The 26,347-nt window shown below is 68.8% G+C and carries 26 protein-coding genes and 2 tRNA genes; 8 read left to right on the forward strand and 20 right to left on the reverse strand.

Features of this window, described 5'->3' with window-relative positions; translation table 11 throughout:
- Window positions 1-4: 4 nt before the first annotated feature.
- Window positions 5-1,030, reverse strand: coding sequence for an NAD(P)-dependent oxidoreductase (locus AC0IW9_RS12015; protein ID WP_471648487.1), 1,026 nt, complete (start codon window positions 1,028-1,030; stop codon window positions 5-7).
- A gap of 101 nt (window positions 1,031-1,131) precedes the next feature.
- Here AC0IW9_RS12015 and AC0IW9_RS12020 point away from each other — a divergent pair, with 101 nt between their 5' ends.
- On the forward strand, window positions 1,132-2,109 hold the full coding sequence (locus AC0IW9_RS12020) for a TIGR03557 family F420-dependent LLM class oxidoreductase (RefSeq protein WP_471648488.1): 978 nt from the start codon (window positions 1,132-1,134) through the stop codon (window positions 2,107-2,109).
- A gap of 6 nt (window positions 2,110-2,115) precedes the next feature.
- Here AC0IW9_RS12020 and serS read toward each other — a convergent pair whose 3' ends face one another.
- From serS to AC0IW9_RS12075, 11 genes are all read right to left on the reverse strand, one after another.
- Window positions 2,116-3,384 (reverse strand): serine--tRNA ligase, encoded by a 1,269-nt coding sequence (serS, locus tag AC0IW9_RS12025; protein ID WP_471648489.1) that lies wholly within the window; start codon window positions 3,382-3,384, stop codon window positions 2,116-2,118.
- A 3-nt stretch (window positions 3,385-3,387) separates the two neighbouring features.
- On the reverse strand, window positions 3,388-4,143 hold the full coding sequence (gene tatC / locus AC0IW9_RS12030; RefSeq protein ID WP_471648490.1) for a twin-arginine translocase subunit TatC: 756 nt from the start codon (window positions 4,141-4,143) through the stop codon (window positions 3,388-3,390).
- Window positions 4,144-4,194: 51 nt separating this feature from the next.
- Window positions 4,195-4,788, reverse strand: coding sequence for a Sec-independent protein translocase protein TatB (gene tatB, locus AC0IW9_RS12035; RefSeq protein WP_471648491.1), 594 nt, complete (start codon window positions 4,786-4,788; stop codon window positions 4,195-4,197).
- 81 nt (window positions 4,789-4,869) lie between these two features.
- Window positions 4,870-5,922, reverse strand: coding sequence for an ABC transporter ATP-binding protein (locus AC0IW9_RS12040; protein WP_471648492.1), 1,053 nt, complete (start codon window positions 5,920-5,922; stop codon window positions 4,870-4,872).
- Window positions 5,919-6,521, reverse strand: a complete 603-nt coding sequence (gene scpB / locus AC0IW9_RS12045) for an SMC-Scp complex subunit ScpB (protein WP_471648493.1) — start codon at window positions 6,519-6,521, stop codon at window positions 5,919-5,921. Before scpB ends, AC0IW9_RS12040 begins: the two co-directional genes overlap by 4 nt.
- A complete protein-coding gene (locus AC0IW9_RS12050) occupies window positions 6,505-7,272 on the reverse strand; it encodes a segregation and condensation protein A (RefSeq protein WP_471648494.1) in 768 nt (255 codons plus the stop codon). Before AC0IW9_RS12050 ends, scpB begins: the two co-directional genes overlap by 17 nt.
- Window positions 7,272-7,979: a site-2 protease family protein gene (locus AC0IW9_RS12055; protein ID WP_471648495.1), complete on the reverse strand. Its 708-nt coding sequence runs from the start codon at window positions 7,977-7,979 to the stop codon at window positions 7,272-7,274. The genes AC0IW9_RS12050 and AC0IW9_RS12055 overlap by 1 nt, the downstream gene beginning before the upstream one ends.
- Window positions 7,976-8,971, reverse strand: coding sequence for a beta-N-acetylhexosaminidase (gene nagZ, locus AC0IW9_RS12060; RefSeq protein WP_471648496.1), 996 nt, complete (start codon window positions 8,969-8,971; stop codon window positions 7,976-7,978). The genes AC0IW9_RS12055 and nagZ overlap by 4 nt, the downstream gene beginning before the upstream one ends.
- A 2-nt stretch (window positions 8,972-8,973) precedes the next feature.
- On the reverse strand, window positions 8,974-9,828 hold the full coding sequence (locus AC0IW9_RS12065; protein ID WP_471648497.1) for an SPOR domain-containing protein: 855 nt from the start codon (window positions 9,826-9,828) through the stop codon (window positions 8,974-8,976).
- Window positions 9,825-11,693 carry an arginine--tRNA ligase gene (locus AC0IW9_RS12070; protein WP_471648498.1) on the reverse strand — a complete coding sequence of 623 codons (1,869 nt, stop codon included), beginning with the start codon at window positions 11,691-11,693 and terminating at the stop codon, window positions 9,825-9,827. The genes AC0IW9_RS12065 and AC0IW9_RS12070 overlap by 4 nt, the downstream gene beginning before the upstream one ends.
- A gap of 22 nt (window positions 11,694-11,715) precedes the next feature.
- On the reverse strand, window positions 11,716-12,873 hold the full coding sequence (locus tag AC0IW9_RS12075; protein ID WP_471648499.1) for a deoxyguanosinetriphosphate triphosphohydrolase: 1,158 nt from the start codon (window positions 12,871-12,873) through the stop codon (window positions 11,716-11,718).
- Between the two features lie 136 nt (window positions 12,874-13,009).
- Here AC0IW9_RS12075 and AC0IW9_RS12080 point away from each other — a divergent pair, with 136 nt between their 5' ends.
- Both AC0IW9_RS12080 and xth read left to right on the forward strand, forming a co-directional pair.
- Window positions 13,010-13,360, forward strand: coding sequence for a HesB/IscA family protein (locus AC0IW9_RS12080; protein ID WP_471648500.1), 351 nt, complete (start codon window positions 13,010-13,012; stop codon window positions 13,358-13,360).
- A 44-nt stretch (window positions 13,361-13,404) separates the two neighbouring features.
- A complete protein-coding gene (gene xth / locus AC0IW9_RS12085) occupies window positions 13,405-14,172 on the forward strand; it encodes an exodeoxyribonuclease III (RefSeq protein ID WP_471648616.1) in 768 nt (255 codons plus the stop codon).
- A 57-nt stretch (window positions 14,173-14,229) separates the two neighbouring features.
- Here xth and AC0IW9_RS12090 read toward each other — a convergent pair whose 3' ends face one another.
- From AC0IW9_RS12090 to ilvD, 4 genes are all read right to left on the reverse strand, one after another.
- Window positions 14,230-14,400: a hypothetical protein gene (locus AC0IW9_RS12090; RefSeq protein WP_471648501.1), complete on the reverse strand. Its 171-nt coding sequence runs from the start codon at window positions 14,398-14,400 to the stop codon at window positions 14,230-14,232.
- A 106-nt stretch (window positions 14,401-14,506) separates the two neighbouring features.
- Window positions 14,507-14,848, reverse strand: a complete 342-nt coding sequence (locus AC0IW9_RS12095) for a hypothetical protein (RefSeq protein WP_471648502.1) — start codon at window positions 14,846-14,848, stop codon at window positions 14,507-14,509.
- Complete coding sequence (locus tag AC0IW9_RS12100) at window positions 14,833-15,009, reverse strand: hypothetical protein (protein ID WP_471648503.1); 177 nt, start codon at window positions 15,007-15,009, stop codon at window positions 14,833-14,835. The genes AC0IW9_RS12095 and AC0IW9_RS12100 overlap by 16 nt, the downstream gene beginning before the upstream one ends.
- A 258-nt stretch (window positions 15,010-15,267) precedes the next feature.
- A complete protein-coding gene (gene ilvD, locus AC0IW9_RS12105; protein WP_471648504.1) occupies window positions 15,268-16,986 on the reverse strand; it encodes a dihydroxy-acid dehydratase in 1,719 nt (572 codons plus the stop codon).
- Between the two features lie 158 nt (window positions 16,987-17,144).
- Here ilvD and AC0IW9_RS12110 point away from each other — a divergent pair, with 158 nt between their 5' ends.
- Window positions 17,145-18,131: a Bug family tripartite tricarboxylate transporter substrate binding protein gene (locus AC0IW9_RS12110; protein ID WP_471648505.1), complete on the forward strand. Its 987-nt coding sequence runs from the start codon at window positions 17,145-17,147 to the stop codon at window positions 18,129-18,131.
- Here AC0IW9_RS12110 and AC0IW9_RS12115 read toward each other — a convergent pair.
- From AC0IW9_RS12115 to AC0IW9_RS12130, 4 genes are all read right to left on the reverse strand, one after another.
- Window positions 18,128-20,821 carry a valine--tRNA ligase gene (locus AC0IW9_RS12115; RefSeq protein ID WP_471648506.1) on the reverse strand — a complete coding sequence of 898 codons (2,694 nt, stop codon included), beginning with the start codon at window positions 20,819-20,821 and terminating at the stop codon, window positions 18,128-18,130. The two genes, AC0IW9_RS12110 and AC0IW9_RS12115, sit on opposite strands and share 4 nt — an antisense overlap.
- 82 nt (window positions 20,822-20,903) lie before the next feature.
- Window positions 20,904-21,470, reverse strand: coding sequence for a DUF2497 domain-containing protein (locus AC0IW9_RS12120; RefSeq protein WP_471648507.1), 567 nt, complete (start codon window positions 21,468-21,470; stop codon window positions 20,904-20,906).
- Window positions 21,470-22,882, reverse strand: a complete 1,413-nt coding sequence (locus AC0IW9_RS12125; RefSeq protein WP_471648508.1) for a TolC family outer membrane protein — start codon at window positions 22,880-22,882, stop codon at window positions 21,470-21,472. The genes AC0IW9_RS12120 and AC0IW9_RS12125 overlap by 1 nt, the downstream gene beginning before the upstream one ends.
- 115 nt (window positions 22,883-22,997) lie before the next feature.
- Window positions 22,998-23,654, reverse strand: coding sequence for a protein-L-isoaspartate O-methyltransferase family protein (locus tag AC0IW9_RS12130; protein WP_471648509.1), 657 nt, complete (start codon window positions 23,652-23,654; stop codon window positions 22,998-23,000).
- Between the two features lie 237 nt (window positions 23,655-23,891).
- Between AC0IW9_RS12130 and AC0IW9_RS12135 the strand changes: the two genes are divergently transcribed.
- From AC0IW9_RS12135 to AC0IW9_RS12150, 4 genes are all read left to right on the forward strand, one after another.
- Window positions 23,892-23,965, forward strand: a tRNA-Cys gene (locus AC0IW9_RS12135).
- Window positions 23,966-24,046: 81 nt separating this feature from the next.
- Window positions 24,047-24,121, forward strand: a tRNA-Asn gene (locus AC0IW9_RS12140).
- Window positions 24,122-24,293: 172 nt separating this feature from the next.
- The gene (locus AC0IW9_RS12145) at window positions 24,294-24,695 is read left to right on the forward strand and encodes a DUF4345 domain-containing protein (RefSeq protein ID WP_471648617.1); all 402 of its coding nucleotides are present in this window, start codon (window positions 24,294-24,296) and stop codon (window positions 24,693-24,695) included.
- Entirely contained in the window at window positions 24,695-26,341 is a 1,647-nt protein-coding gene (locus tag AC0IW9_RS12150) for a hypothetical protein (RefSeq protein ID WP_471648510.1), read from the forward strand. The genes AC0IW9_RS12145 and AC0IW9_RS12150 overlap by 1 nt, the downstream gene beginning before the upstream one ends.
- Window positions 26,342-26,347: the final 6 nt, after the last annotated feature.

Genomic DNA, 26,347 nt, shown 5'->3' on the forward strand with positions numbered 1-26,347 from the left:
CGCGTTACTCGGGCGGGGCAGCTTCCCGTTCCGCGACACCGATGAGATTGGCAGGAGGCAGCCCGTCAAGCACCCGCCGGATATTCGTCGCGGCATGGCGCAGCGCCACAGCCTGGATGCCATGCACCGAGGCCGAGTTATGCGGCGAGGCGATGACATTGGGCAGATCCAGGAAGGGCTGGTCCATGCGGAAATGGCCGTGCCGCACCGGTTCGATCCACCAGGCATCGATGCAGGCGGTGAAGCCGGGATTCGCCAGCAGATGCCGGTACAGATCCTCCTCCGCCACGATCTCGCCGCGGGCCAGGTTCACCAGGATGGCGTCGGGCTTCATGACGCGGAGCGCACGGGCATCGATGCTGCCGCGCGTGGCATTGGTCAGCGGCAGGCTGAGCACCAGCACGTCGCTGGCCGCCAGCATCTCATCCAGCCGGTCCGGCGTGCCGATCCAATCCACCGGCTCCTCGCTGGTGCCGCTGCGGCGGATAGCGTGGATCCGCATGCCCATGGCCCGCATCAGCCGCGCCATGGCGATGCCGATGCCACCAAAGCCGAGAATGCCGCAGACGCCGCCGGCCAGCATGCGGTTGTTGGCGAACTGGTTGAAGACCCCCTGCTGCATCGCCGCCTGTTCGATGGCGAGGCGCTTGGCGGCAGCGAGCACCATGGCCAGCCCATGCTCCGCCATGGGTTCGGCATAGGCGCCGCCGTTGCAGGCGATGGGCACATCCTCGGGCAGGGCGCGGAGCGGGATGTAGTCGACGCCGGCGGTCATGAACTGGACAAGTTTCGCCTTGGCCAGCAGCCCCGCTTCGCCCGGCTGCAATTCCCTGCCGGTATTACGGGCGAGCAGGATCGTGGCACGAGCAAGGATCGCAATCCGCTCGGTGGGGCCAAGGTCGTGCAAGGCGACGATTTCGGCCGCCTCGCCAATTTCCTCGTCCAAGGTGGCGCGGGCGGCGGCATGGAGCGGGAAGGAGACGGCGAGCAGCGGCCGGTTCATGGGGTGGGCCTTTACGGTCAGGCGCACAGTGAAGCTTCCTCTTCGCTGCGCCGCAACATCCGAACCTGGGTGGGGGCGTCCGCGTTGCCCTGGCCGAAACGCCGGCCGGCCGTCCCGGCATGGCCTGGATGGAGGCAGCCCCTATGGTGAAGCTCGGCTACAAGCTGATGTCGGAGGAGCATGGCCCGAAGGCCCTGGTCCGCAACCTGGTGAAGGCGGAGGAAGCCGGCTTCGACTTCGCCGCCATCTCCGACCATTTCTCTCCCTGGATCGAGGAACAGGGGCATGCCCCCCTCGCCTGGTCCGTGCTGGGTGCGTCGGCGCAGGCCACCAGCCGCATCGGTCTGATGACGGCGGTCACCTGCCCAATCCAGCGCTATCACCCGGCCATCATCGCCCAGGCCGCTGCAACGGTCGCCTTGCTGAGCGACGACCGCTTCACCCTCGGCCTAGGCGCCGGGGAACGGTTGAACGAGCATGTCACGGGTGCCGGCTGGCCGGGCATGTCGGAACGGCACGAGCGGCTGAGCGAAGCGATCGAGATCATCCAGGGCCTGCTCTCCGCCGGATTGACCAACTTCCGCGGCCAGCATTTCCAGCTCGACCATGCGAAGCTGTTCGATCGGCCGGAGCGGAAGCCGCCGGTGATCCTGGCGGCCGGTGGTCCGGAGGCGGCCCGCATGGCGGCGCGGAAGGCGGAGGGGATGATCGCCACCGAGCCGCGCGCCGACCTGGTAGAGGCTTACCGGGGCGCCGGGGGCCAGGGCCCCTGCTATGCCGAAGTCTCCGTCTGCTATGGGGAAACCGAGGCGGCAGCCCAGGAAACCGCGCATCACTACTTCCGCTGGTCGGTCACCGGCTGGCCGGTGCAGGCCGAGTTGCCGAGCGTGGAAAGCTTCGCTGCGGCGACCAAGCATGTGACGCCGGCGATGGTGGCCGAGAACGTCTCCTGCGGCCCGGATCCGGAGCAGCACCTGGCCAATCTGCGGAAATTCCGGGAGGCAGGATTCGACCACCTGATCATGACCCAGATCGGGCCGGATCAGGCGAGGTTCTGCGATTTCTTCGCGCAGAAGCTGGCGCCGGAGCTGCGGCGCCTGGGCTGAACGGCCTTAGGCGATACGCTCCACGCCGCCCATCCATGGGCGCAGGACCTCGGGCACCAGCACGCTGCCGTCGGCTTGCTGGTGCGTTTCGAGCACCGCGATCAGGGCACGGCCCACGGCCACGCCGCTGCCGTTCAGCGTGTGGAGGAAGGCGGTGCCCTTCCCCTCCGCCGGGCGGTAGCGGGCATTCATGCGGCGGGCCTGGAAATCCCGGCAGTTGGAGCAGGAGGAGATTTCCCGCCACATCTGCTGGCCGGGCAGCCAGACCTCCAGGTCGTAGGTACGGGCTGCGCTGAAGCCGGTATCGCCGGCGCAGAGAAAGAGGCGGCGCCAGACCAAGCCGAGCTCGGTCAGGACGGTCTCGGCGCATCGCGTCATGCGCTCATGCTCGGCATCGCTGTCCTGCGGCCGGGTGATGGAGACCAACTCCACCTTGTGGAACTGGTGCTGGCGCAGCATCCCGCGGGTATCCCGCCCGGCGCTGCCGGCTTCCGAGCGAAAGCTTGGGGAGAGTGCCGTCAGGCGGATCGGCAACCGAGACTCGGCGACGATCTCCTCCCGCACCAGATTGGTCAGCGGCACCTCGGCGGTGGGGATGAGATAGCGGCCGTCGGTGGTCTTGAAGAGGTCTTCCTCGAATTTCGGCAACTGGCTGGTGCCGTACATGGTCGCGGCATTGACCAGGTAGGGGACAGCGGTTTCGGAGTAGCCGTGCTGTTCCGTATGCAGCGTCAGCATCCATTGCCCGAGAGCGCGTTCGAGCCGCGCCAGCATGCCCTTCAAGACGGTGAAGCGGGTGCCGGCCAACTTGGCGGCACTGGCGAAGTCCATCAGGCCGAGGGCCTCGCCGATCTCGAAATGCTGCTTCGGCGTGAAGTCGGGCCGAGGTGGCTCACTGTGCTGGTGCAGGACGACGTTGGCGGATTCGTCGCGGCCTTCGGGGACCTCCGCGTCAAGAACATTGGGCAGTTGGGCCAGGGTCAGTTCCAGCGCTGCATCCTGGGTCTTGGTCTCCTGTTCCAGCGCGGCCATGTCGTCGCGCAGGCGGACGCCCTCCGCTTCCAGCACGGTGCTGTCGCCGCCGCTGCGCTTGGCCTGGCCGATCTCACGCGCCAGCGCGTTGCGGCGGGCCTGCTTCTCCTCCAGTGCCCGGATGGTGCTGCGGCGGGTGCCATCGATCTCCAGCACTCGGCTGGCGATTCCCTCGACACCACGCCGCGCCATCGCCGCGTCGAAGGCCTCGGGCGCTTCGCGGATTCGCCGGATGTCATGCATGGCTCAGGTCTTCTTCGTATCTTCGGGCTTCTTGCGGGCCATCCAGGTCGCCGCCAGGATCGACAGCTCGTAAAGCGCCAGCAGCGGTACGGCGAGGCCGACCTGGCTGATGACGTCCGGCGGCGTCAGCACCGCGGCAATCACGAACATGCCGACAATTGCGTACCGGCGGCCCTTCTTCAGCGTCTCCACGCTGAGGATGCCGACGCGGCAGAGCAGCGTGAGCAGTACCGGCAGCTGGAAGGAGATGCCGAAGGCCAGGATCATCTGCATGACCAGCGAAAGATATTCGCTGACCTTCGCCTCGAGCTGGATGGGCAACGCGCCCTCGCCCGGCGGCGTCTCGAAGGTGATGAAGAAGCGCCAAGCCAGAGGGAAGATGAAATAATAGGCCAGCGCCGCCCCGGCCAGGAACAGGAAGGGCGAGGCGACCAGGAAGGGTGTAACCGCCCGCTTCTCGGACCGGTACAGGCCGGGCGCGATGAAGAGCCAGAGCTGCGTCGCCCACATCGGGAAGCTGAAGAAAGTGGCGCCGAAGAAGGCGACCTTCAGGTAGGTGAAGAAGGCCTCGTAGAGGGCGGTGAAGATCATCCGCCGCTCGCCGCCGCCCTGCTGTTGCAGGATGTCGGCCAGCGGCTGGGCGAGGAAGCCGTAGATCTGGGCCGAGAAGTAATAACAAATTGCGAAAGCAATGCCGAAGGCGCCGACCGACCAGAGCAGCCGCGTGCGCAGCTCCATCAGGTGCTCGAGCAACGGCATCGGCTTATCGTCGATGGTATCTTCCGGATCGCGCGACACTGGTTCGGGGTCTCAGCTCTGGGTCTGGGTGGACGGCGCGGGGGCCGGATCGGCCGGAGGCACGAAGGCGGGCGTGGCCGGGGTCGGCCCCGCCGGCGCGGCGACCACAGGAGGCGGCGTGGCGGCAGCCGGCGGGGGCACGAAGGCGGGCGGAATGAAGGCCGGGGCCGCGGGCTCTGGCTTGACGGCCGGCTCGGTGCTGTCGAGGCCAGCGCTGCCCAAATTGGCACTGGCGCCTTCCATGGCACCCGGCGGCGGCTCGGTCACCGTCGCCGGCGTTACCGGCTGTGGCGTATAGGGGGTGTAGTCCGGCTTCAGCGGATCCTCGGTAAAGGTCTTGCGGATCGACCCATCCTTATCCACCGCCTTGGTGAGCTGGTCCCGCACATTGAAGTTGCGGATTTCATTGATGGAATTGCGCACCTCGTCGAGGTTCGCCTCACGCACCAGCTCATCGGCCTGACCCTGGAATTCGCTGGCCATGCGGCGCAGCTTCGTGATTCCGCGCGCCACGCCGCGGATTGCCTCGGGCAGGTCCTTCGGGCCGATGACGACCAGCGCCACGACGCCGATCAGCGCTATCTCGGACCAGGCAAAATCGAACATACCGTCTCCAGCCACGCTGAGGGAGCTGCTCCCAGATTACGCGGCACCTTCCCGTTAGCAGGATAGCCCCGCGGCGCCAATCTAGGGAGCCGCTGCGGGAAATACGAAGGCCCGTTCAGGGTCGATCGCAACCGTCACCTGCTGTCCACGTGCCAGTACTGCGCCGGGCGGCAGCCGGGCATGCAGATGGAGCAGGCCCCCTGCCCCATCCGCAACCGTGAGATGCACCAGGGTGGTCGGCCCGAGCAGCCGGCAGGCCTCGACCGCCGCCGGCATGCCATCCGGAACGCCGACCCGCAGCCCTTCCGGGCGCAACAGCAGCTCAGCCGGGCCATCGGGCAGCGGGCATCCGGCCGGTCGCGGCAGCAGGCCCATCGCGGTTTCCACCCAGGCGCCGCGCAGCCGGGCCGGCATGCGGTTCACCTCACCGAGGAAGGTTGCGACGAAGGGCTCGGCGGGGTGGAGGTAAAGTTGTTCCGGCGTGCCGAGCTGCACCACCCGGCCGGCCCGCATCAGGGCGATCCGGTCGGCGAGGAACATCGCCTCCTCGGCGTCGTGGGTGACGATCAGCGCCGGGACGCCGGCGGTCTGCAGCACATGGAGGGTATCGTCGCGGACCTGCTCGCGCAGCCGGGCATCGAGCGAGGCGAAGGCCTCGTCCAGCAGCAGCACCTGCGGTCGCGGCGCCAGGGCGCGGGCCAGCGCCACCCGCTGCTGCTGGCCACCCGAAAGCATATGCGGAAAGGCCTTGGCATGGGTCTCTAGGCCGACCCGGGCCAGTGCCTCCGCCACCTGCCAGGCCCTTTCCCCCTTCGGGCTCCGGTGCAGGCCGAAGGCGACGTTGTCGGCGACGGTCAGGTGGGGAAACAGCGCGTAGTCCTGGAAGACGAAGCCAACGCGGCGGTCCTCCGGCGGGAGGTCCCGCCCCGGTTCGCCGACCACGACGCCGCCCAACTCGATTCGCCCGGCCTGCAGCGGCTCCAGCCCCGCGACCAGCCGCAGCAGCGTGGTCTTGCCGTCGCCGGATGGGCCGAGCAGGCAGAGGATCTCCCCCGCACTTACATCAAGGTCGACGCCATGCAGCACGGTCCGGCTGCCATAGGCATGGCGGATGCCGGACAGCCGCAGCGTCATTCCGGAATGGCCGGGGCCCGGAAGAGCGGGCCGGGCTCGCTGACCAATTCCTCGCGCCGGGGCAGGTCGCCGAGGCCCTTCAGACCGAACTGCTCGAGGAAGCGCGGGGTGGTGCCCCATAGGCTGGGGCGGCCCGGCACTTCCTTGCGGCCGCGGGGGGCGATCAGACCGTTCTCCAGCAGCGCCTCGAGCGTGGTCTGGGAGAGAGTGGCGCCGCGGATCTCCTCGATCTCCGGCCGGGTCACCGGCTGGTGGTAGGCGATGATGGCCAGGGTCTCCATCGCCACCCGGGGCAGCTTGCGCGGTACCTCCACCACCCGGGTCAGTGCCGGGGCAAGGTCGGCGGCGGTGCGGAAGGCATAGCCGCCGGCGACCTCCACCAACTCGACCGGCCGGCCGGCGGTAGTCGCCATCAGGGAAGTGAGAACGGCGCGGGCATCCACCCCGGGCGGCAAAGCCTGCTGGACCTTGGCGGGCGGGATCGGGCGATCGCTGGCAAAGACCAGGGCCTCAGCAATTCGCAGAGCATGGACGAAGAGGGCAGAATCAAGTTCTGCGATGGGCGGGGCCTCGGGGGCGGGATCAGGCTGCTCGGACATCGGATACCGTTTCTTCCACCGCCAGGGCCCGCCGGACCAGGATGGGACCGAAGGCGCGTTCCTGGCGCAATTCGATCCCGCCGCCCCGGGCCGTCTCCAGCGCGGCGATCAGCGTGCTGGCCAGGGCGGCGCGCTGTTCCACCGGGTCGGAGAGGCCATCCGGCAGGAAACGCGTCAAGGTCGCCCAATCCGGCAGGGCGCCGACCATGCCGCCGAGACGAGCGAGGGCATCCTGCACGGTCCAGAGCTTGCGATGTCTCGGCGCATAGGGCCGCCGTGCGAGGGCCCGGCGGCGGGCAGCGGCATAGGCCTGCAACAGCGCCGGCAGGTCGGCGTTCAGGCCGCTGCGGTCCTCGACCCGCAGGTTTTCCGCCGCGCCACGGCCGAATATCTCCCGGCCCAGCTGCTGCCGGGCACCAAGGAAGGCGGCGGCAAGGCGCATGCGGTCCAACTCGGCGAGCCGATCGGTCAGCGCCGCGGCCAGAGCCTCGGCATCGACCTCCTCATCCGGGTCCTGCGGGACCAGAAGGCGGGACTTCAGCCAGGCCAGCCAAGCGGCCATCACCAGCCAATCCGCCGCCAGTTCCAGCCGCACCTTGCGGGCCTGGTCCAGCACCGCGAGGAATTGGTCCACCAGGGCGATGATGGAAATCTTCTCGAGGTCGACCTTCTGCGCCCGGGCGAGGTCCAGCAGCAGGTCGAGCGGTCCCTCGAAGCCTTCCAGCCGGAGATGCATGACCGGCTGCGCCATCAGGCATTCCCCGAGATCAGCACGACGAAATCGAAGGCCCGTTGCACGACATTCTGCAGCGCCCAGCCGACCGGGTCATAGCCGGGCGCCAGCCGCGGCAGCAGGAAGACGCCGAAGATGACGATGAGGATGCCCCAGCGTTCCAGCCGCATATAGGGCAGCACCAAGGCCCGTGGCAGCAGCCCGGCGACGATCCGCCCGCCATCCAGCGGCGGGATGGGCAGCAGGTTGAACAGGCCGAGGACGAGGTTGGCGAGGATCGAGAGCTGGATGACATGTGCGCCGGCCAGCAACAGGTCACGCGAGACCACCCCGTCCAGTGCGACCAGGGGATGCACCAGCAGGCCGGAGATCATGGCGAGGGCGAAGTTCATCGCCGGCCCGGCGGCGGCCACCAGCATCATGCCGACCCGTGGATTGGCCAGGGCGCGGAGGTCCACCGGCACCGGCTTGGCCCAGCCGAACATGAACTCGACCCGGCCCAGGGTCAGCAACTGGCCGACCAGCAGCACCCCGGGCACCAGCACGGTACCCACCCTGTCCACATGTCGCAGTGGGTTCAGGCTGAGGCGGCCTGCCCGCTGGGCGGTGCCGTCGCCGAGCCAGAGCGCAGCATAGCCATGCGCCGCCTCATGCAGCGTGATGGCCAGCACCGAGACGCAGACCGCCGCCAGAAGCTCTGGCAGCCAGCCGAGGATATCGGTCACGCCGAGGCCGTAAGCTGGGCATCCCGCGTGGCGACCAGAACCCGCGGATCCAGGATTTCGCGGGCCTCGAGCACCCGGGCACGGGTGGTGGCGAGCCGTTCGGCAGCCTGGTCGGTGAGCGGTGGGCAATCGCGCAGCAGCGCCGCGCCCTCGGCGAGGTCGCCATTGCAATGCAGGACGAGGTCGCAGCCGGCAGCCAGGGATTGGCGCGCCAGAGCACCGGCCTCTCCCCGCAAGGCCTTCATGCAGAGGTCGTCGCTGACCAGGATGCCTGGGAAGCCGATGGCGCCACGGATCACCTCGCCGATCACCCGCGGGGAAAGGGTCGCCGGCAAGTCGGCATCCCAGGCCTCATAGACGATATGCGCGGTCATGGCCCAGGCGGCGATGCCGGCCAGGGCGGCGAAGGGCGTGCAATCCAGCGCCAGTTCCGCGCTGGTGGCGAGGACCCGCGGCAGGTCGAGGTGACTGTCCACCAGCGCTCGGCCATGGCCGGGCACGTGCTTAACCACCGGGATGCAGCCGGCCTGCTGCAGTCCCTCGGCCCAGGCGAGGCCGAGCCGTGCCACTTCCTCAGGCCGGTCGCTGAAGGCGCGGTCGCCGATGACGGCATGGGCACCGGGCAGGCGCAGGTCCAGCACTGGGGCACAGACGACATCGAATCCGGCCTCACGGCACATCAGCCCATGCAGCGCGGCATTGGCCCGGGCAGCCGATTCGGGGAGGTCCTCGAACAGCGCGGCCGGTGGGCATTGCGGCCAGAGAGGCGCGCGCAGCCGGGCGACGCGGCCACCTTCCTGATCCACCAGGATCGGCGCCTCATCGCCCAGCAGGTCGCGGATCGCGGCATTCAATGCCGCGAGTTGCCCGGGATCGGCGATGTTGCGGGCGAAGAGGATGACACCGAGGGGAGGCGTTGCACGGAAGACGGCTGCCTCCGCCGCCGAAAGCTCCGTCCCGGCGATGCCGACGATGGCTGCGCGTGGCCGCACCCTCAGCCCCCGAGTGGCGTGCAGGGTGCCGCCTTGGCGCGCATCGCCTCGCACAGCGACCGGGCGGCGGCAGTATTGGCGAGGCCGATGGCGCGCAGCCGATAGAGCGGCGCTTGGCCTTCGCCACGGTCGAAGCGGGTGATCTGCGACTGAAAGGCCGCCAGCTCCGGCACCCGCTTCTGCAACCGCTCCCATTCGCTGCGGGCCGATTCCTCCGAGCTGAGGGCAGCGAGTTGGACCATCGCCCGACCATTGGCGACCGGAGCTAGGCCGGGCCGCACCACGACCGGGGCGGGTGGCGTGGGCGGGGCCGGCGAGGCCACGGCGGCCTGCTGCTGGGGCTGCGCCGATGAGGATTGGGTAGACGGCGGCTGCGCCGGCTGGGGCGGGGGCGCGACCGGTGCCGGCAAGACCGGAACGTTGAAGGCTGAAGCCGCCGGCGGGGCCGGAGCCGCCGGGATCACCGGCGCGGGTGCCGGATTGGGCACCGGCGCGGCTGGCGGGGCGGCCTGCTGCCGCAACTGTTCAAGCGCCGGCAGTTCTGGCCCCTGATCCAGCCGGGCGCTGACGCCGGCATTGCGTTCCGCGGCGCGGCGTACCGAGGGCGGCTCGAGCACAAGCTGGTCCTGATTCGGCACGATCATGCCGCCGGGCGATTCCGGGCGAATCTTCACCGGCCGGGAATCCGGCTCGATCAGCGGCACGGTACGTGGCGCCCCCATCCGGGAAAACCCCCAACCCACCGCGCCCGCCACCGCGACCGCGCCGAGCAAGCCGCCCGCCACCCCCAGCATCCGCCAGTTGGGACCGGGATTTTCCGGGCGCGCACGCCAGGATGGAATCGTGATGTCGCTCACCGCATCTCCTCGACGGGCGTGACCCCCATGACCTGGAGGCCCGAGCGAATCACCGTCGCCGTAGCGGCAACCAACGCGAGCCTGGCCCGCGTCGCCTCCGGCTCATCCCCCCGGATGAAACGAAGGGTCGTATCCTCTCGTCCCCTGTTCCACAGTACATGAAAATCGCCCGCCAAGTCATGGAGAAAGAAGGCGATCCTATGCGGCTCACGGGCCAGAGCAGCGGCTTCGACGGTGCGCGGCCAGGCGGCGAGGCGGCGGATCAGCGCCAGCTCGGCCGGGTCGGTCAGCGAATCGAGCGGAGCGCTGGCGAGCTCGGCGGGCGCCGGGTCTTCGCCGCTGCGAAGCACGCTGCGGCAGCGGGCATGGGCGTACTGGACGTAGAAGACCGGATTCTCGCGCGACTGCTCGACCACCTTGTCGAGGTCGAATTCCATCTGCGCATCCGCCTTGCGGGTCAGCATGGTGAAGCGGACGGCATCGCGGCCGACCTCCTCGATGAGGTCGGCCAGCGTCACATAGGTGCCGGCGCGCTTGCTCATCCGTACCGGCTCACCGTTCTTCACCACCTTCACGATCTGGGTCAGCACCACGTCGAGTGGCACGGGGTGGTCACCCGACAGCGCTTTCACCGCCGCCGCCATGCGCCGGACATAGCCGCCATGGTCGGCACCCCAGACCTGCACCAACTCGGCGAAGCCGCGCGCCAGCTTGTCGGCGTGGTTGCCGATGTCATTGGCGAAGTAGGTGTTGCTGCCATCGGACTTGCGCAGCGGCCGATCCACGTCGTCGCCGAATTTGGTCGAAGCGAAGAGGGTCTGCGGGCGCGGCTCCCAATCCTCCGGCAGCTTGCCCTTGGGGGGCTCCAGCACGCCCTCGTAGACCAGGCCCTTGGCAGCGAGGTCGGCGATCGCCCGATCGGCGACGCCGGCACGGACCAGGGCTGCCTCGCTGATGAAGACATCGTGGCGGACGCCGAGGGCAGCGAGGTCGCTACGGATCTCGGCCATCATGGCATCGACGGTGACGCCGCGGATGAGCTCCAGCGTTTCGGGTGTCGGGGCGCCCGCGGCGGGCACCAGCCCAGTGCCATGGGCTGTGAACAGTGCCTGCCCCACCGGCACCAGATAATCGCCACCATATTGCAGGGTGATGCCGAAGGCCTGCTCGAAATCCTCACGGCTGCGAGCCGAGCCGGCGAATCCGGCCAATGCCGGGTCACCCGCCGCCAGCGACTGGCCCTCCGGGGTCGTCGCCAACACCTGGAGGTAGCGCCAATAGGCCGCGAGAGCGAGCGCCTGCACCTGCGCCCCGGCATCGTTGATGTAGTATTCCTTGGTCACGTCCCAGCCGGCCTTGCCGAGCAGGTTTGCCAGCGCGTCGCCCACCACCGCACCGCGGCAATGCCCGACATGCATCGGCCCGGTCGGATTGGCCGAGACGTATTCCACATTGACCTTGCGGCCACCGCCGGTGGCGCCATCGCCGAAGCCCTCCCCGGCGGTCAGGATCGCCGGGAGCTGGGCTCGCAGAAACTCCTCCCGCAGGCGCAGGTTGACGAAGCCCGGCCCGGCCGGGGCAGCGTTCTCGACCTCGGGCAGCGCGGCCAACTTCTCGGCCAGGGCCTGGGCGAGCTTCGCCGGCGGCTGCCTCGCCGCCTTGCCGACGACCAGCGCGGCATTGGTCGCCATGTCGCCATGGGCGGGGTCGCGCGGCGGCTCCATCTGGACCCTGGCGAAGGCCTCTGCCGGAAGATCTGGCAGCAGCGTCTGGAGAGCGGTGACGGTGCGGGCGCGGAGGGTGGCGAAGATATCGGTGCTGGTCATCGTGGGCGGGGTGTAGCGCGGGCGGCCCGGCACCGCCATGGCGGGCTGCAGCCCTCAAGCGTCACCCCGGAATATTCGGGTCTGTCAGCCGCCGATGCTCCTCGAGCGCGAAACGGTCCGTCATGCCGGCGATATAGTCGCAGACCACCCGGGCACAGGCTGCGGTGCCGGGCTCGCCGGCCTTGGCCCGCCAGTCGTCTGGTAACATCTGCGGGCCGCCGTGCAGCAACTGGAACAACAACTGGCTGACCCGCTTGGATTTCTGCATAGCCCGGTTCACCCGCCAATGCCGGTACATCCGGGTGAACAGAAATTCGCGGATTGCCTGATTTGCCTCGGCCATTCCCTGGGAAAACCCGACCACGGGTTCGGAGGCGGCGCGGATATCATCGGCGCTGCGCGGCGCCAGGCGCTCGATTCGCCGCCCGGCTTCCTGCACCACATCCTGCACCATGCGGTTGATGACGCGCCGCACCGTCTCCGTCACCATCCGGTCGCGAGCGATATTGGGGTGGGTGGTGCGGACATCCTGGAAGGCCTCTCCGACCAGCGGCAGCGCCGCGGCTTCCTCCAGGGTGAAGATCCGAGCGCGGATGCCGTCGTCGAGGTCGTGATTGTTGTAGGCGATGTCGTCGGCCAGGGCGGCGACCTGGGCCTCGGCGGAGGCATGGGTGGTGAGTTCCAGCGGATGCAGCCGATCGTATTCGGCCATGTAAGCGGTCGGCCGCCGCAACGGGCCATTGTGCTTCGCCAAGCCCTCCAGCGTCTCCCAGGTCAGGTTCAGCCCGTCGAAGGCGGCGTAGCGTCCCTCCAGGCTCGTCACCACCTTCAGCGACTGGGCATTGTGGTCGAAGCCGCCATAGGGGCGCATCTGAGCATCCAGCGCTTCCTCCCCGGCATGGCCGAAGGGCGGATGGCCGAGGTCATGCGCCAGGGCAAGCGCCTCGGCCAGATCCTCGTCCAGCCGCAGCCGGCGGGCGATGGCACGGGCGATCTGCGCCACCTCGATGCTATGGGTCAACCGGGTGCGGAAGTAGTCGCCCTCGTGGAAGATGAAGACCTGGGTCTTGTACTGCAGCCGCCGGAAGGCGCCGGTATGGATGATGCGATCGCGGTCCCGCTGCCAGGGCGAGCGGGCATCGCCCGAGGGCTCCGCATGCAGCCGCCCACGGGAGGATTCGGGGTGTACGGCCCAGGGAGCAAGAGGTTGCTGCGACATGGGCGTGCCTAACAGCCCTGCCCTGCAAGGACAATCAAGCGACTTGGTTGGAAATGCGCCATGACCGCCCCTATGTTACCTTCAACCGACCTGGGTGGCCGACCGCTTCGCCGCCACCCGCAGGAGAATGCGCCCGATGCCGGATGGCACCAACCTTCCCCGCTTCCATGTCACCCCCCGCGCCGCCGCGCAGGTGGCCGAGATTGCCCGGCGCGAGGGCAAGCCCGGCGCCGGCCTGCGGGTTTCGGTCAGCGCCGGCGGCTGTTCCGGGTTCCAGTATAATTTCGCGCTTGAGGATAAGGCGGCCGAAGATGACTTGGTGATCGAAACCGGCGCGGCGCCGGTCTTCATCGACAGCGTTTCACTGGACTTGCTGGCGGGCTCCGAACTGGACTGGAACGAGGCGCTGATCGGCGCGCATTTCGCGGTTCGCAACCCCCAGGCCGTCTCGGGCTGCGGCTGCGGCGTCAGCTTCGCGGTGGCCTGAAGCGCCTACCCAAGCGGGCGTGAACGGGCGATGCTGGGGGCATGATCCGCCTCGCCAGCTTCAACGTGAATTCCATCCGCCGCCGGGTGCCGCATCTGCGGCGCTTCCTCGACCGGCATGCGCCGGACTTGGTTTTCCTCCAGGAACTGAAATGCCAGACGGCGGAATTCCCGGCTTTGGAATTCGCCGATAGCGGCTACCGTGTCCATGCGGTGGGCCAGACTGGTGGGCGCAATGGCGTCGCAGTGCTGGGGCGCATCTCCTTCGAGGTCACGGCAGAGGTACTGCCGGGCGAGGAGGAGGATAGCCACGCCCGCTTCGTCTCGGTCCGGACGGAAGGCATGGAGGTGGCGGGGATCTACCTCCCGAACGGCAATTCCGGCGGCGACGCTGGCTACCAATATAAGCTGCGCTGGCTGGAACGCCTCGCAGATTGGACAGCTGGCCGATTGGATGCCTTCATCCCGGTGGCAGTACTCGGCGATTTCAACGTCTGCCCAACCGCGGCAGACCTCACCCCGGGCGCTTTGCCGCCGACCGATGCGCTGGTCCGGCCGGAAACGCGGGCCCGCTTCCGGGCGCTGACCAACCTCGGCATGACGGATGCGCTGCGGGCGCTGCATCCGCAGGACGCACCCTTCACCTATTGGGATTACGGACCGGCGTTCGACCAGAACCGGGGGCTGCGTATCGATCATGTGCTGCTGAGCCCGGAACTGGCGGAGCGGCTGGTGGTCTGCGGCGTGGATACCGTGGCGCGATCCGAGGAGACGCCGAGCGACCATGCGCCGGTCTGGTGCGAGCTTCGCTGAGGGAATGCGCCAGACCGGCCTCGCCAGCGAGCCGCCGGCGGGGCCGGGAGCTGCTGCTCAGTAGCTCGGGCGAACGGTAACCACTGGCGGCGGGGCTGGCGGGGCATATTGCGGCGCGGGCTGCTGGACGATGACCGGCGCGGGCGCCGCGGCCTGGGGCCGCTCCCGCTCGACGACCGTGCAGGCCGTCAGGCCAATGGCGGCGATGGCGATGGTCAGGATGCGCATGACATTCTCTCCTTTGCTGGACCGATGCTGGACGACAACGGTGCAAAGGGCTTCCGGTCGCAGACCGGAAGAGTGACGCCTGCGTGACAGGCGCCGAGCCTCATCGTCAGCGCCAGCCACCGGGCACCCAGATTGGGCCGCGCGGCCGCTGTTCCCAATGCCCATGGTCCCAGGCACCGCGCCGGGCACCGATCCATCGGCCTGGCACCCAGACATAGTCACGCCGATTCCAGACCCAGTGGCCGGGTTGCCAGACCATTCGGGGCCGTGGTCGGCCCGGCGGCGGCTCCAGCCGTAGCGGCGGCGGCGGTGGCGGCCAGCGAGGCTGGGCCGCGGCCGGGACGGGGCCGAGCAAGGCCGCGGGAAGCGCCACTGCACCCAGCCCGACCATTGCCCGAAGCAAGCAACGGCGGCGCAGCGGCGAGGCGGGCATCACCACCGGCGCCATCCATAGCCGTAGCCATAGGGCCGGGCGTAGTAGGGCCGCACATAGACCGGCGGTGGCGGCGCGACATAGGGCCGGGCGTAGTAGCCCGGGGCCGGTGCGACGACGCAACCCGAGAGCAGCGCCAGGACCGGCAGCAGCAGAAGAGGCAAAAGGCGTTTCATCACGAGCGCTCCTCTAAGCACGCACCAATGCAAAGCTTCATCTGTGACGAAAAGCAGGCAGCGCCAGTGAAAGTCCGGCCATGCGCGGGAAAGGCGGGCAGCAGGAGACAAGCCAGGGCAGCATGGCGACACAATGCGCAACCTTGGCCAAGCCTTTGCAGACGCAGACAATGATGCGGGGCGGCCGACCGGCTGGTCAGCGCGCCCAGACCCATGGTCAGCGGTGACCCGCAAATCGGCGGGCCACCTCCTCACGCATTATTGGTCCGCGTAACAATGCGTCTCGGCCGCGCCGCCGGGGTGCGTCACTGCGCCGCGATGTGCCGGACCGACGAGCTGGGCGTATTTCCACAGTGCCCCGGCATTGTAGTCGGTGCGGCGGGGGGTCCAGGCGGCTTTGCGCGTCGCCAGCTCGGCGTCGTCCACCAGCATGTCGATGGTGCCGGCCGCCGCATCGATGACGATACGGTCGCCGTTCCGCAGCAGGGCGATCGGCCCGCCGACTGCCGCCTCCGGCCCGACATGGCCGATGCAGAAGCCGCGCGTCGCACCGCTGAAGCGGCCGTCGGTGATGAGGGCGACGGATTCGCCCATCCCCTGGCCGTAGATGGCGGCGGTGGTCGAGAGCATCTCGCGCATCCCCGGCCCACCCTTCGGGCCTTCGTAGCGGATGACGATGATGTCGCCGGGCTTGTAGGCCCGCTGGTCAACGGCGCGGAAGGCTTCCTCCTCGCTGTCGAAGCAGAGCGCGCTGCCCTCGAAGCGCAGGGTCTTCATCCCGGCTACCTTCACGATGGCGCCGTCCGGAGCGAGATTGCCCTTGAGGCCGACGACGCCGCCTGTGGGCGAGAGCGCCTTGCTGACCGGGAAGATCACATCCTGATCGAGCGGGAAAACGACGTCCTTGTGGTTCTCGGCGAGGGTCTTGCCGGTGACAGTCATGCAGTCGCCGTGCAGCAGCCCGGCATCGAGCAGCGCCTTGATGATCACCGGGATGCCGCCAACCTTGTAGACGTCGTAGGCGACGTATTTACCGCCCGGCTTCAGGTCGGCAATATAGGGCGTGCGCCGCATGATCTCGACCACGTCGTCCATGGTGAAGTCGATGCCGGCCTCATGCGCCATGGCCGGCAGGTGCAGCCCGGCATTGGTGGAACCGCCGGTGGCGCCGACGACGACGGCGGCATTCTCCAGCGACTTGCGGGTGACGATGTCGCGCGGGCGGAGGTTCAGCTTCAGCAGCTCCATGACGGCCTTGCCGGATTCCGCGGCCCAGCGGTCGCGCTCCTCGTAAGGCGCCGGGGTGCCGGCGGAGCCGGGCAACGCCAAGCCGATCGCCTCGCTCACGGTCGCCATGGTGTTGGCCGTGAATTGGCCGCCGCAGGCGCCGGCGCTCGGGCAGGCGACGCATTCCAGCTCGTGCAACTCCTCGTCGGACATGTTGCCGGCAGCGTGCTGGCCGACCGCCTCGAACACATCCACCACGGTGACGTCGCGGCCCTTGAACTTGCCCGGCAGGATCGAGCCGCCATACATGAAGACGCTCGGCACGTTCAGCCGCAGCATCGCCATCATCATCCCTGGCAACGACTTGTCGCAGCCGGCGAGGCCGACCAGCGCATCGTAGCAGTGCCCGCGCATGGTGAGCTCGACGGTATCGGCGATGGCATCGCGCGAGGCCAGCGAGGACTTCATCCCCTGGTGGCCCATGGCGAGGCCGTCGGTGACGGTGATGGTGGTGAATTCCCGCGGCGTGCCGCCAGCCTCCTTCACGCCCTTCTTCACCGACTGCGCCTGGCGGCTGAGGTCGATGTTGCAGGGCGCCGCCTCGTTCCAGCAGGTGGCGACGCCGACGAAGGGCTGGTCGATCTCCGCCTCGGTCAGGCCCATGGCATAATAGTAGCTGCGATGCGGAGCGCGCTCCGGGCCGACGGTGGTGTGGCGGCTGGGGAGCCTGGACTTGTCCCACGCGGTCATTGCGGTCCTCCATCTTTGGGGCGGGCTGGCCCTTCCGAAGCTTTAGGCAGTCGGGCCAGGACTGCCAAGGCTTCCGCCCTTTGTGCTGGCGCCGCCGCCGCCGGGCGCGGCAGACTGGTTGGCAAGACGGCCAGAGAGCCGCATCGAGGGAGACGACCGTGCCCGAACCCCGCTTCCGCCGCCGTGCCTTGCTGGCCGGCTTGGCCGCCCCTGCCCTGCTGCCCGGCCTGGCCCGCGGGCAAGCTGCGGCCTGGCCGCAGCAGCCGATCCGCTTCATCACGCTCTATGCGCCGGGTGGTGCCAACGACGTTCTCTGCCGCGTCTTCTGCCAGGCCATGGCGCAGGTCACCGGCCAGCAATTCATCGTCGAGAATCGCACCGGCGCCGGCGGCACGGTGGGCAGCGATGCCATCGCCAAGGCCCGGGCCGACGCCGCCACGGTGGGTCTCGGCGGCGTCGCCAACCTGGCGATCGCGCCCTCACTCTTCCCTGGCCTACCTTATGACCCCGGCCGGGATTACAGCTTCATCAGTGGGCTCTACCGCCAACCCAATATCCTGTTCGTCAACAACGACCTGCCGGTGCGCGACGTGCCGGGGCTGGTGGCACTGCTGAAGGCGAACCCCGGCAAGTACAATTACGCGACCGGCGGGGCCGGTACGACGCCGCATCTCTCGGCCGAGATGTTCAAGATGCGGACCGGCACGGAGATGCCCTTCGTGCAGTATCGCGGCGGCGCTCCGGCACTGCTCGACCTTCTGGCCGGGCAGGTACATGTGATGGTGGACAACCTCGCCGGGCCGATCGGGGCAATCCGCGACGGCAAGGTTCGTGCCCTGGCGGTGACCAGCCCGGAACGCAGCCCGGTGCTGCCTGATCTGCCCACCCTGGCCGAGACCCTGCCCGGCTTCGACCTGACCAGCTGGAACGGGCTGATCGCCCCGGCCGGCCTGCCGCCCGCACTGGTGCAGCGGATGGCCAACCTTTCCCACCACGCGCTGCGCCGCCCGGAGTTGGTGAAGAGCTTCACCGACAATGGCGCGACGCCGTGGGTGATCGGGCCGGAGGATTTTGCCAGCTATGCCCGGTCGCAGGAACCGGTCATGCGCCAGCTGGTGAAGCAGAGCGGGGCGACGCCGGGTTAACCGGCGATGCGGGCCATCGCCGCATCCAGGCGGGCGATTTCCGCCTGGAAGTTGGCTCGCCGTTCGTGGTTTTCCTCGATGACCTCCGGCTTGGCGCGGGCGACAAAGTCGGCATTGGCGAATTTGGCCTCGACCTTCTTCACTTCGGCCTCGGCCTTGGCGCGTTCCTTGGCTAGCCGGGCACGCTCGGCGCCGAGGTCGATGACGCCGGCCAGCGGCAGCATCAAGGTGGCCTCGCCCAGCACGGCCTGGATGACACCCTTCGGCGCCTCGCCCTCCAGCGCCTGGATCTCGGTGACGCGTCCAAGCCGGCGGATGGCGTCGATCCAGCGGGCCGCCCGCGCCAGGCTTTCCGGCGCCGCATCCTTGACCAGCAGCGGCGTGGTGATCGAAGGCGCGACATTCACCTCGGCGCGCACCGTGCGGACCTCGGAGATCAGCCGCACCACCCAGTCCAGTTCCTCCCGCGCGGCCGCGGCCTCGGTCACCGGCGAGGCCGCGGGCCAGGCGGCGCCGATCAGGCTGCATTCGGCGCCGTAGCCGAAGCGGTCCCACAACTCCTCGGTGACGAAGGGGATGGCCGGATGCAGCAGCCGCAAGATCACCCCCAGCACGTGCTGGGCCGCGCCCTTCACCTCGTCTTTCTCGGCACCATCGGGCCCGTTGAAGACCGGCTTGGCGAATTCGAGGAACCAGTCGCAGAAGCTGCCCCAGACGAAGCGGTAGCAGGCCGCAGCATACTCGTCGAAGCGATAGGCCTCGAGTGCTGCCGTCGCCTCCACCACCGCGCCATTGGCGGCATCGAGGATCCAGCGCGACAGCGCCGACTGGGCACTCGTCGGGTCCCAGCCAGGCTGCGGTGCGATGCCGTTCATCTCGCAGAAGCGCGCCGCATTCCACAGCTTGGTGGTAAAGCTGCGGAAATCCTCGACCCGCTTGCGGCCGAGCTTCACGTCGCGCCCAGGCCCGGCCAGCGAGCAGATGGTGAAGCGCAGCGCATCGGCGCCATAGGCGTCGATCAACTCCAGGGGGTCCATGACGTTCCCCTTGGATTTCGACATCTTCTGGCCCTTCTCGTCGCGGACCAGGCCATGGATATAGACGGTGCGGAAGGGCACCTCGCCCATGAAGTGGATGCCCATCATCATCATCCGGGCAACCCAGAAGAAGATGATGTCGAAGCCGGTCACCAGCACGTCGCCGGGGTAGTAGCGCGCCACCTCCGGGGTCTGCTCCGGCCAGCCAAGCGTGCTGAATGGCCAGAGCGCGCTGCTGAACCAGGTGTCCAGCACATCCGGGTCGCGTTCCAGCGCCACATCATGGCCGAATTTCGCCCGCGCCGCCGCCAGCGCCTCCGCCTCGGACTTCTCGACGAAGATGCTGCCGTCCGGCGCATACCAGGCCGGGATCTGATGCCCCCACCAGAGCTGGCGTGAGACGCACCAGGGTTGGATGTCGCGCATCCAGGCGAAGAAGGTATTCTCCCATTGCTTCGGGACGAATTGGGTGCGGCCGCTCTCGACCGCCTCGATCGCCGGCTTCGCCAGGGTGGCGGCATCGGCATACCATTGCAGCGTCAGCCGCGGCTCCAGCGGCACGCCGCCGCGGTCGCCATGCGGCACCTGATGGGTATGCGGCTCGACCTGCAGCAGCAGGCCGAGTTCCTCCAGCTTCGCCACGATCGCCTTGCGTGCCGCGAAGCGATCCTGCCCTTGCAGCCCGCGCACGAATTCCGGATCGGCCAGACCCTCGACCGCAGCGAGTTCAGCATCGATTTCGCCGATGGCCATCCGCGCCTCGGCATCCAGCACGCTGGGCATCGCCAGGCCATGCCGGCGGCCCACCTCGAAATCGTTGAAGTCGTGCGCCGGGGTGATCTTCACCGCGCCGGTGCCCTTTTCCGGGTCGGAGTATTCATCGGCGACAATGGGGATGCGGCGGCCGGTCAGCGGCAGTACGACCATCTTGCCGACCAGCGCCGAAAAACGCGCATCGGTCGGATGCACCGCGACCGCGGTATCACCCAGCATCGTCTCCGGCCGGGTGGTGGCGACCGTGATCTCGCCACCGCCCTCCACCGGGTAGCGGATATGCGAGAGACTGCCTTTCACCTCGCGGCTCTCGACCTCGAGGTCGGAGATCGCCGTCTGCAGCTTCGGATCCCAGTTCACCAACCGCTTGTCGCGGTAGATCAGGCCCTGGCGGTGCAGGGTGACGAAGACCTCCCGCACCGCGGCGGACAGGCCCTCATCCATGGTGAAGCGCTCGCGCGGCCAGTCCAGGCTGGCACCCAGGCGACGGAGCTGACGGGTAATGGTGCCGCCCGATTCCGCCTTCCACTGCCAGACCCGCTCGATGAAGGCTTCGCGCCCCATCTGCTTGCGGTCGGGTTGGCCCTCGGCGGCCAGCAGGCGCTCGACCACCATCTGGGTAGCGATGCCGGCATGGTCGGTGCCTGGCTGCCAGAGCGCATCCCGCCCCTGCATCCGCCGCCAGCGGGTCAGGGTATCCTGGATGGTCATGGTCAGCGCATGGCCGATATGGAGGCTGCCGGTGACGTTCGGCGGCGGGATCATGATGGTGAAGGGTGCGGCCTCCGAGGCCGGGTCGCAGGCGAAGGCGCCCGAGCGTTCCCAGCCCTCATAGAGGCGTGTCTCGAAGCTACCCGGGGTAAGGTTCTTGTCCAGCATGGCGGCATCCGTCCTCCGCAGCCCGGCGTCCGTCAAGCCCTCGTTGCTCGAAGGGCGCGAAAGCGGGAGAGCTGGTCGGGGTTCAGCCGAGGCCGCGCCGCACGACCCTTTCGATCTCGGCCCGCACCAGGCGCTCCACCATCTCAGGCAGGTGCTGGTCGAGCCAGGACTTGAGCAGCGGCCGCACTTCCTCCCGCACCACGTCCTCGATGCTGGGGCCGCCGCGGGTGACGGTGGCGTCGCGGTCCTGCGACACGGCCCGCACCAGGCTACCGATGGACGCGCTGGCGGCGGCGGCGGCAGCCGGGGCAAGCAAGGCCTCGGCCGGCAGCGCCAGAACCGCGGGTGGTGGTGGTGGCGGCGCAAAGGGGGATGGCGCGGGGGGCAAGGGAACTGGCACCGGGATGGGCGCCGCGACGGAGGCTGGCGGCGACAAGGGCTCCGCCTCGGGCTCGGCCTCCGACTCCTCGGCGACCAGCATGTCCTCGGTCAGAGCCAGCGGCTCGGACGCCGCCGTTGGGTCGGGCGCCGCAGCGCCCGGCTCATCCTCGTTGAGGATGCGCCGGATGGAGGCAAGGATGTCCTCCATGCTCGGATCGCCGCCGGGGGCGGCAGCAGCACCGGGCGGGGAAGCCCCCTCCTCGGCCATCAGCGGCGTTCCGCGACGCCGGAATAATCGCCGAGGCCGACCCAGCGGTTGCGGACCTCGTTGTAATAGGCCCGCATGTCGTAGGGCTCGACCGCGAGGCCGAGGTCGCTCGCGGTCAACCGGCCGATGGTCGCGGCCAGGGCGTAGGATTGCGAGACCACGGTGGAGAGGGCCTGCACCAGGCTGGTGCGGGCATTGAGCAATTCCTGCTCCGCGTTCAGCACGTCGAGGGTGGTGCGGCTGCCGACAATGGCCTCACGCTGCACGCCGTCGAGGGCGATTTCCGCCGCGCGGATCTGCGCCCGGACGCTGTCCACCTGGGCCTTGGAGCTTTGCAGCTGTTCCCAGGCCTGGGTCGCGGATTGCCCCACGGTGCGACGCTGGTCGTCCACGAGCTGGCGGGCCTGCTGGGCGGATTGGCGCGCCTGGCGGACTAGGGCGTATTCGGCACCGCCCTGGTAGATCGGCACTGTCAGGCTGGCGGTGAGCTGGGTGCCGGTCAGCCGGGTGGAAGCGGTGGTGGCGCCGTCATTGCGGAAGGTCTGGGAGGAGACGTTCACCTGCGGCAGCAGGGTCGCCATCTGCAGGTTGATATTGTCACGCGCGCCGGCCTCGTCGAACAGCAAGGCGACGACATTGGGGTTGTTCTGCGCCGCGGTCTGGGCAGCATCCTGGGCGCTGCGAACCGGCGGGCGCAGGGGCTGCGGCGCCACGAGGTTCTGCGGCGGCAGGCCGACCAGCCGCTGGAAGGTGGAGCGGGAGATCTGCAGGTTGCCTTCCGCCTGGGCGCGGTTGGCGCGGGCGCCAGCGAGGCGCGATTCCGCCTGGGCAACGTCGGTTCGGGTGATCTCGCCGACCCGGAAGCGCTCGTTCGTCGCGCGGAGCTGTTCGGTCAGCACCTGTTCATTGTTGATATTGAGGCGCAGCAGCTCCTGGTCGCGGATGACGCTGACATAGGAGGAGACGGTGTCGCTCATGACCTGCTGCTCGGTCGCCAGCAGCCGGGCCCGCTGCGCCAGCACCTGGTTTTCCGCCCGGCGGGTGCCTGCCACGGTGCGGCCGCCGCGGAAGACCGGTTGGGTGACCGTGATGCTGTTGCTGTACACCTGCCGGTCGGTATCGCTGTAGAAGGCGCCCGGGGAGCCGCGTGGGCGCTGGCGGGCGGACCCATCGAGGACACCAGCGCTGCTGCTGATGGAGACGGTCGGGCGCCAGCCGGCCAAGGCCTGCGGCACGTTCTCGTCCACGGCGCGCAGGTTGGCCCGTGCTGCCAGCAGGGCGGGATTGTTGGAATAGGCCTGGGCCAGCGCATCCGGAAGGCTCTGCGCCCTCGCCGCCGGCGCCAGCCCGAGCAGGGCGGCAGGCGCCAGGAGGGCGGTGGTCAGGACCAAAAGGGGGCGGGTCAGCTTCATCGTGGCCTGATCCTTACGGCGCGACATCCGTTCTGTCCTACAACACTGAAGCCCGTGGCGCGAGCCGAACCGCCGGTACCCACCCTGGACGTTATAAAGCCTGGGGGTTACCCATTCAGAACACGAATCCCGCAGCGCGGGCGAAGGCCGGAATGGCCGCAGTCGCACAATCGAAGACGGCGGTGGTCGAGAAGCTGCCGCCAGCACGCTGGCCCAGCACTGCCCGGCCCGTACGCCGTCCGGTGCCGATCACCGCGACCAGCCGTCCTCCCTCGGCCAACTGCGACGCGAGGGCAGCCGGGATCTCCGGCACCTCGCCTTCGATCAGCACCACATCGTAGGGCGCGGCGCCTGGGAAGCCCTGGGTCGGCTCACCGGTCTCGAGCCGTACCGCCCCGGCCGGCAGGCAAGCGGGCAGCGCGGCACGGGCAATGGCGAGCAGGGCGGGATCGGTCTCGATCGCGGTGACCCGGGCGCCGATCCGGGCCAGGACGGCGGCGCCGTAGCCGGTGCCGGCGGCGACCACCAGGGCGCGATCGCCCGGGCGCACGGCAGTCAACTGCAGCAGCCGCGCCAGGACCATGGGTTCCAGCATCGCCCGGCCACCCGGCAGGGGGATATCCTCGTCGGTATAGGCGCGGGCCTGGACGGCACGCGGCAGGAAGGTTTCGCGCGGCAGGCCACGCATGGCCTCGAGCAGCCTGACGTCGGTCACCTTGTTGGGGCGGAGTTGTCCGTCCACCATGCGCTTGCGCGCATCCGCGTAGTCCATGAAGCCACAACCTCCGAACGCCCCGCGGACCACAAGCCGAGAGGCAACCTCCTGGCAGGACGGACGCCAGGCCTGAGCCATGGGTCGCCACGGTGCCGAACCGCAGCGGCCCTGCGGGGGTTATAGGGGCCCGGCTGCCATCGCGCCAAGTCGCACTGTTGCAGCGCAGCGCCGCGCGCCCGCTTGACCTGCCGCGCCGCTGGCCCGATAGAGGCGCACCGCAGGGCGATCCCAGGCGGTCCGGTGGCCGAGTGGTTAGGCACAGGTCTGCAAAACCTGCTACGGCGGTTCAATTCCGCCCCGGACCTCCAGAGGTTTTCTTGGGTACGGAAGTCCGGTTTCGGGCTTCCAACAGCGGCGGTGCCCTGCTATAGGCCCCGCCTCGCGGCTGATCCGGTGTGGCGCAGCGGTAGCGCAGCGGACTGTTAATCCGTTGGTCGTTGGTTCGAATCCAACCGCCGGAGCCAGCGAGGCTTTTTAGAATCCCAAGGTATTCGGCGGGATCGGCGCAGGTCGCGCAGGCAGCCCGGCTGTTGCCGGCGATGAACCCCAGGCTTGCGTGCCACCCACTCGGCACCCTATCGCTTTCGTATGAGCCTCGACCATACGAGTAGCCCGGCCAGCCAATATTCCGGGGCGATGCCGCCGGGGCCCCTTCCCTCCCTTCTGGGTTTCCGAATCGCCGTGGCGCTTGGTGGCATGGTGCCGGTCTCGGCTGGTCTAGCCGGGGTGATGCTGGGACCGGCGATGACCGGCGGGCTGCCGGGGTCTGCGGATATCGATAGCCACTTTCGCTATCTCTCTGGCCTCCTTTTGGGACTCGGGCTGGGGTTCTGGAGCACGCTGCCCGATCCGCTCCGGCATGGCGGCCGCTTCCGGCTGCTAACAACAATCGTCGTCCTCGGCGGCCTAAGCCGGTTGCTTGGGCTGGCGCTGCAGGGCCCACCCGGTGCGCCGATGCTGGCCGCGCTGGGCATGGAACTGGTGGTCACGCCGCTACTGTGCCTGTGGCAGGCCCGCCTCGCGGCGGCGGCACGGTGATGCCGAGCTGGTTCAGGCGGCTGCTGGTCGGGTTGGCTGGCCTAATGGCGGTGGCCTTCTTCTTCCGAAATCAGATTGGCAATGGCTTCACCCTGCTGCTGGGGGACCGGCATGACGCGGTGATCGAGCTCGCCATTCTCGAACACTGGGCGAATGTGCTGCGTGGGCTCTCGCCCTGGGATCAGACCGACTACTTCCACCCAGTGCCGGGGACCCTGGGCTACAACGACGGGTACCTGATGTTCGGGCTGCTACATGCCGGATTCCGCAGGCTTGGCGCCGACCCTTTTCTCAGTGGCGAACTGGTCAATGCGATGCTGCGCGGCATCGGCTTCGGCGGCACCTATCTGCTGGCAAGGCGCGCGCTCGGGCTGGCGACGGGCTGGGCGGTGCTGGCCGCGGTGCTCTTCACCATCAGCAACAACCTCTTCATCCGCGGCAGCCATGCGCAGCTCTTCAGCGTCGGCTTCGTGCCGGTGCTGCTGCTGCTGGCCCATGGCATGGGGGCGGCGCTGCTGGAGGGCCGCCGCGCCGCGCTGCTCGGCTGGGGCGCCAGCTTCGCGCTGGGCTTCGCAGCCTGCCTGCTGACCGGCTTCTACATGGCCTGGTACCTGGCCTTCTTCGCCGCCGCGGCCTTGCCTGCCTGGCTGCTGGTCGCAGGCCGCCCGGCCCGGCGCCGGCTGGCCACTGCCCTGCGGGCCCAGGCCGTGCCGCTGCTGGGCCTGGCTATCCTGGCGGCAGTGGTCGAGCTGCCTTTCCTCAGCCTTTACCTGCCCAAGGCGGCGGAGACGGGCATGCACCCTTGGGCCGACGTGCTGCGCCACGTCCCAAGCCTGCAGGATGTCTTCCATGTGGGGGAGCGGAACATCCTCTGGGGCTGGCTGGTGCGTGCCGGCAACCACGCCTTCCGGCCGGAGATGCCCTTCTGGTCGGAACGGATGACCGGGCTGCCGCCGCTGCTGCTGCTGAGTTTTGCCGCAGCCTTGATCTGGCTCTGGCGTGGGGGCGGCGACCAATCCTCGGGACGGGTCGCGCTGCTGCGGGCCATAGCCCTGGCGACGCTTATAACCTGGGCGCTGACCTTGCAGGTCGATGGCGTCACCCCGTGGTCGCTGGTTTATCGGTTGGTGCCGGGCGCCAAGGCGGCGCGAGTCGTGGCACGCTATCAGATCTTCCTCACCCTGCCCGTGGTCCTGCTTGCCACGGCGATGCTGGCGGCGGAGGCGCATCGGCTACCACGGCTGGCGATGGCAGGCTTGGTTTGCCTATTGCTGGCGGAACAGGCCAATAGCTATGCACCGCTCTTCCTTGACCGTACGGAGGAAGCGGCCCGACTGGCTGCGGTTCCACCGGCCCCGCCAGACTGCGCCGCCTTCTATGTCTCGGCGGCACGCACCACCAGCCGCTTCGGTGAGGCCGTGGCCGATCCTTACAACCACAACACCGAGGCGATGCTGATCGCGGCGGTGCGGCACCTGCCGACGATCAATGGCATCTCCACCTTCAACCCACCCTATTGGCCTGCCGGCATTCCGGATGACCCGAACTATCTGCGGGAGGTTAAGGCCTATGCCGGGCACTGGGGCGTAACCGGGCTCTGCGGGTTGGACCTGCAGGTCTTCCGCTGGGGTCCGATGCTACGGTGACGCGGC

This window comes from Belnapia sp. AC561 (assembly GCF_979252845.1).

Excerpts from the sequence above, each read along its gene's own strand:
- tatB (WP_471648491.1), bottom strand. The coding sequence starts at position 4,788 with ATGTTCGATTTTGCCTGGTCCGAGATAGCGCTGATCGGCGTCGTGGCG.
- AC0IW9_RS12115 (WP_471648506.1), bottom strand. The coding sequence starts at position 20,821 with ATGCTGGACAAGAACCTTACCCCGGGTAGCTTCGAGACACGCCTCTAT.
- scpB (WP_471648493.1), bottom strand. The coding sequence starts at position 6,521 with ATGTCCGAGCAGCCTGATCCCGCCCCCGAGGCCCCGCCCATCGCAGAA.
- ilvD (WP_471648504.1), bottom strand. The coding sequence starts at position 16,986 with ATGACCGCGTGGGACAAGTCCAGGCTCCCCAGCCGCCACACCACCGTC.
- AC0IW9_RS12120 (WP_471648507.1), bottom strand. The coding sequence starts at position 21,470 with ATGGCCGAGGAGGGGGCTTCCCCGCCCGGTGCTGCTGCCGCCCCCGGC.
- tatC (WP_471648490.1), bottom strand. The coding sequence starts at position 4,143 with ATGCCGTTGCTCGAGCACCTGATGGAGCTGCGCACGCGGCTGCTCTGG.
- AC0IW9_RS12020 (WP_471648488.1), top strand. The coding sequence starts at position 1,132 with ATGGAGGCAGCCCCTATGGTGAAGCTCGGCTACAAGCTGATGTCGGAG.
- AC0IW9_RS12150 (WP_471648510.1), top strand. The coding sequence starts at position 24,695 with ATGCCGAGCTGGTTCAGGCGGCTGCTGGTCGGGTTGGCTGGCCTAATG.
- AC0IW9_RS12090 (WP_471648501.1), bottom strand. The coding sequence starts at position 14,400 with ATGCGCATCCTGACCATCGCCATCGCCGCCATTGGCCTGACGGCCTGC.
- AC0IW9_RS12125 (WP_471648508.1), bottom strand. The coding sequence starts at position 22,882 with ATGAAGCTGACCCGCCCCCTTTTGGTCCTGACCACCGCCCTCCTGGCG.
- AC0IW9_RS12040 (WP_471648492.1), bottom strand. The coding sequence starts at position 5,922 with ATGACGCTGCGGCTGTCCGGCATCCGCCATGCCTATGGCAGCCGGACC.
- AC0IW9_RS12130 (WP_471648509.1), bottom strand. The coding sequence starts at position 23,654 with ATGGACTACGCGGATGCGCGCAAGCGCATGGTGGACGGACAACTCCGC.
- AC0IW9_RS12050 (WP_471648494.1), bottom strand. The coding sequence starts at position 7,272 with ATGGCGCAGCCGGTCATGCATCTCCGGCTGGAAGGCTTCGAGGGACCG.
- AC0IW9_RS12080 (WP_471648500.1), top strand. The coding sequence starts at position 13,010 with ATGCCGGATGGCACCAACCTTCCCCGCTTCCATGTCACCCCCCGCGCC.
- AC0IW9_RS12145 (WP_471648617.1), top strand. The coding sequence starts at position 24,294 with ATGCCGCCGGGGCCCCTTCCCTCCCTTCTGGGTTTCCGAATCGCCGTG.
- AC0IW9_RS12100 (WP_471648503.1), bottom strand. The coding sequence starts at position 15,009 with ATGAAACGCCTTTTGCCTCTTCTGCTGCTGCCGGTCCTGGCGCTGCTC.
- AC0IW9_RS12075 (WP_471648499.1), bottom strand. The coding sequence starts at position 12,873 with ATGTCGCAGCAACCTCTTGCTCCCTGGGCCGTACACCCCGAATCCTCC.
- serS (WP_471648489.1), bottom strand. The coding sequence starts at position 3,384 with ATGCATGACATCCGGCGAATCCGCGAAGCGCCCGAGGCCTTCGACGCG.
- AC0IW9_RS12095 (WP_471648502.1), bottom strand. The coding sequence starts at position 14,848 with ATGGCGCCGGTGGTGATGCCCGCCTCGCCGCTGCGCCGCCGTTGCTTG.
- AC0IW9_RS12070 (WP_471648498.1), bottom strand. The coding sequence starts at position 11,693 with ATGGCGGTGCCGGGCCGCCCGCGCTACACCCCGCCCACGATGACCAGC.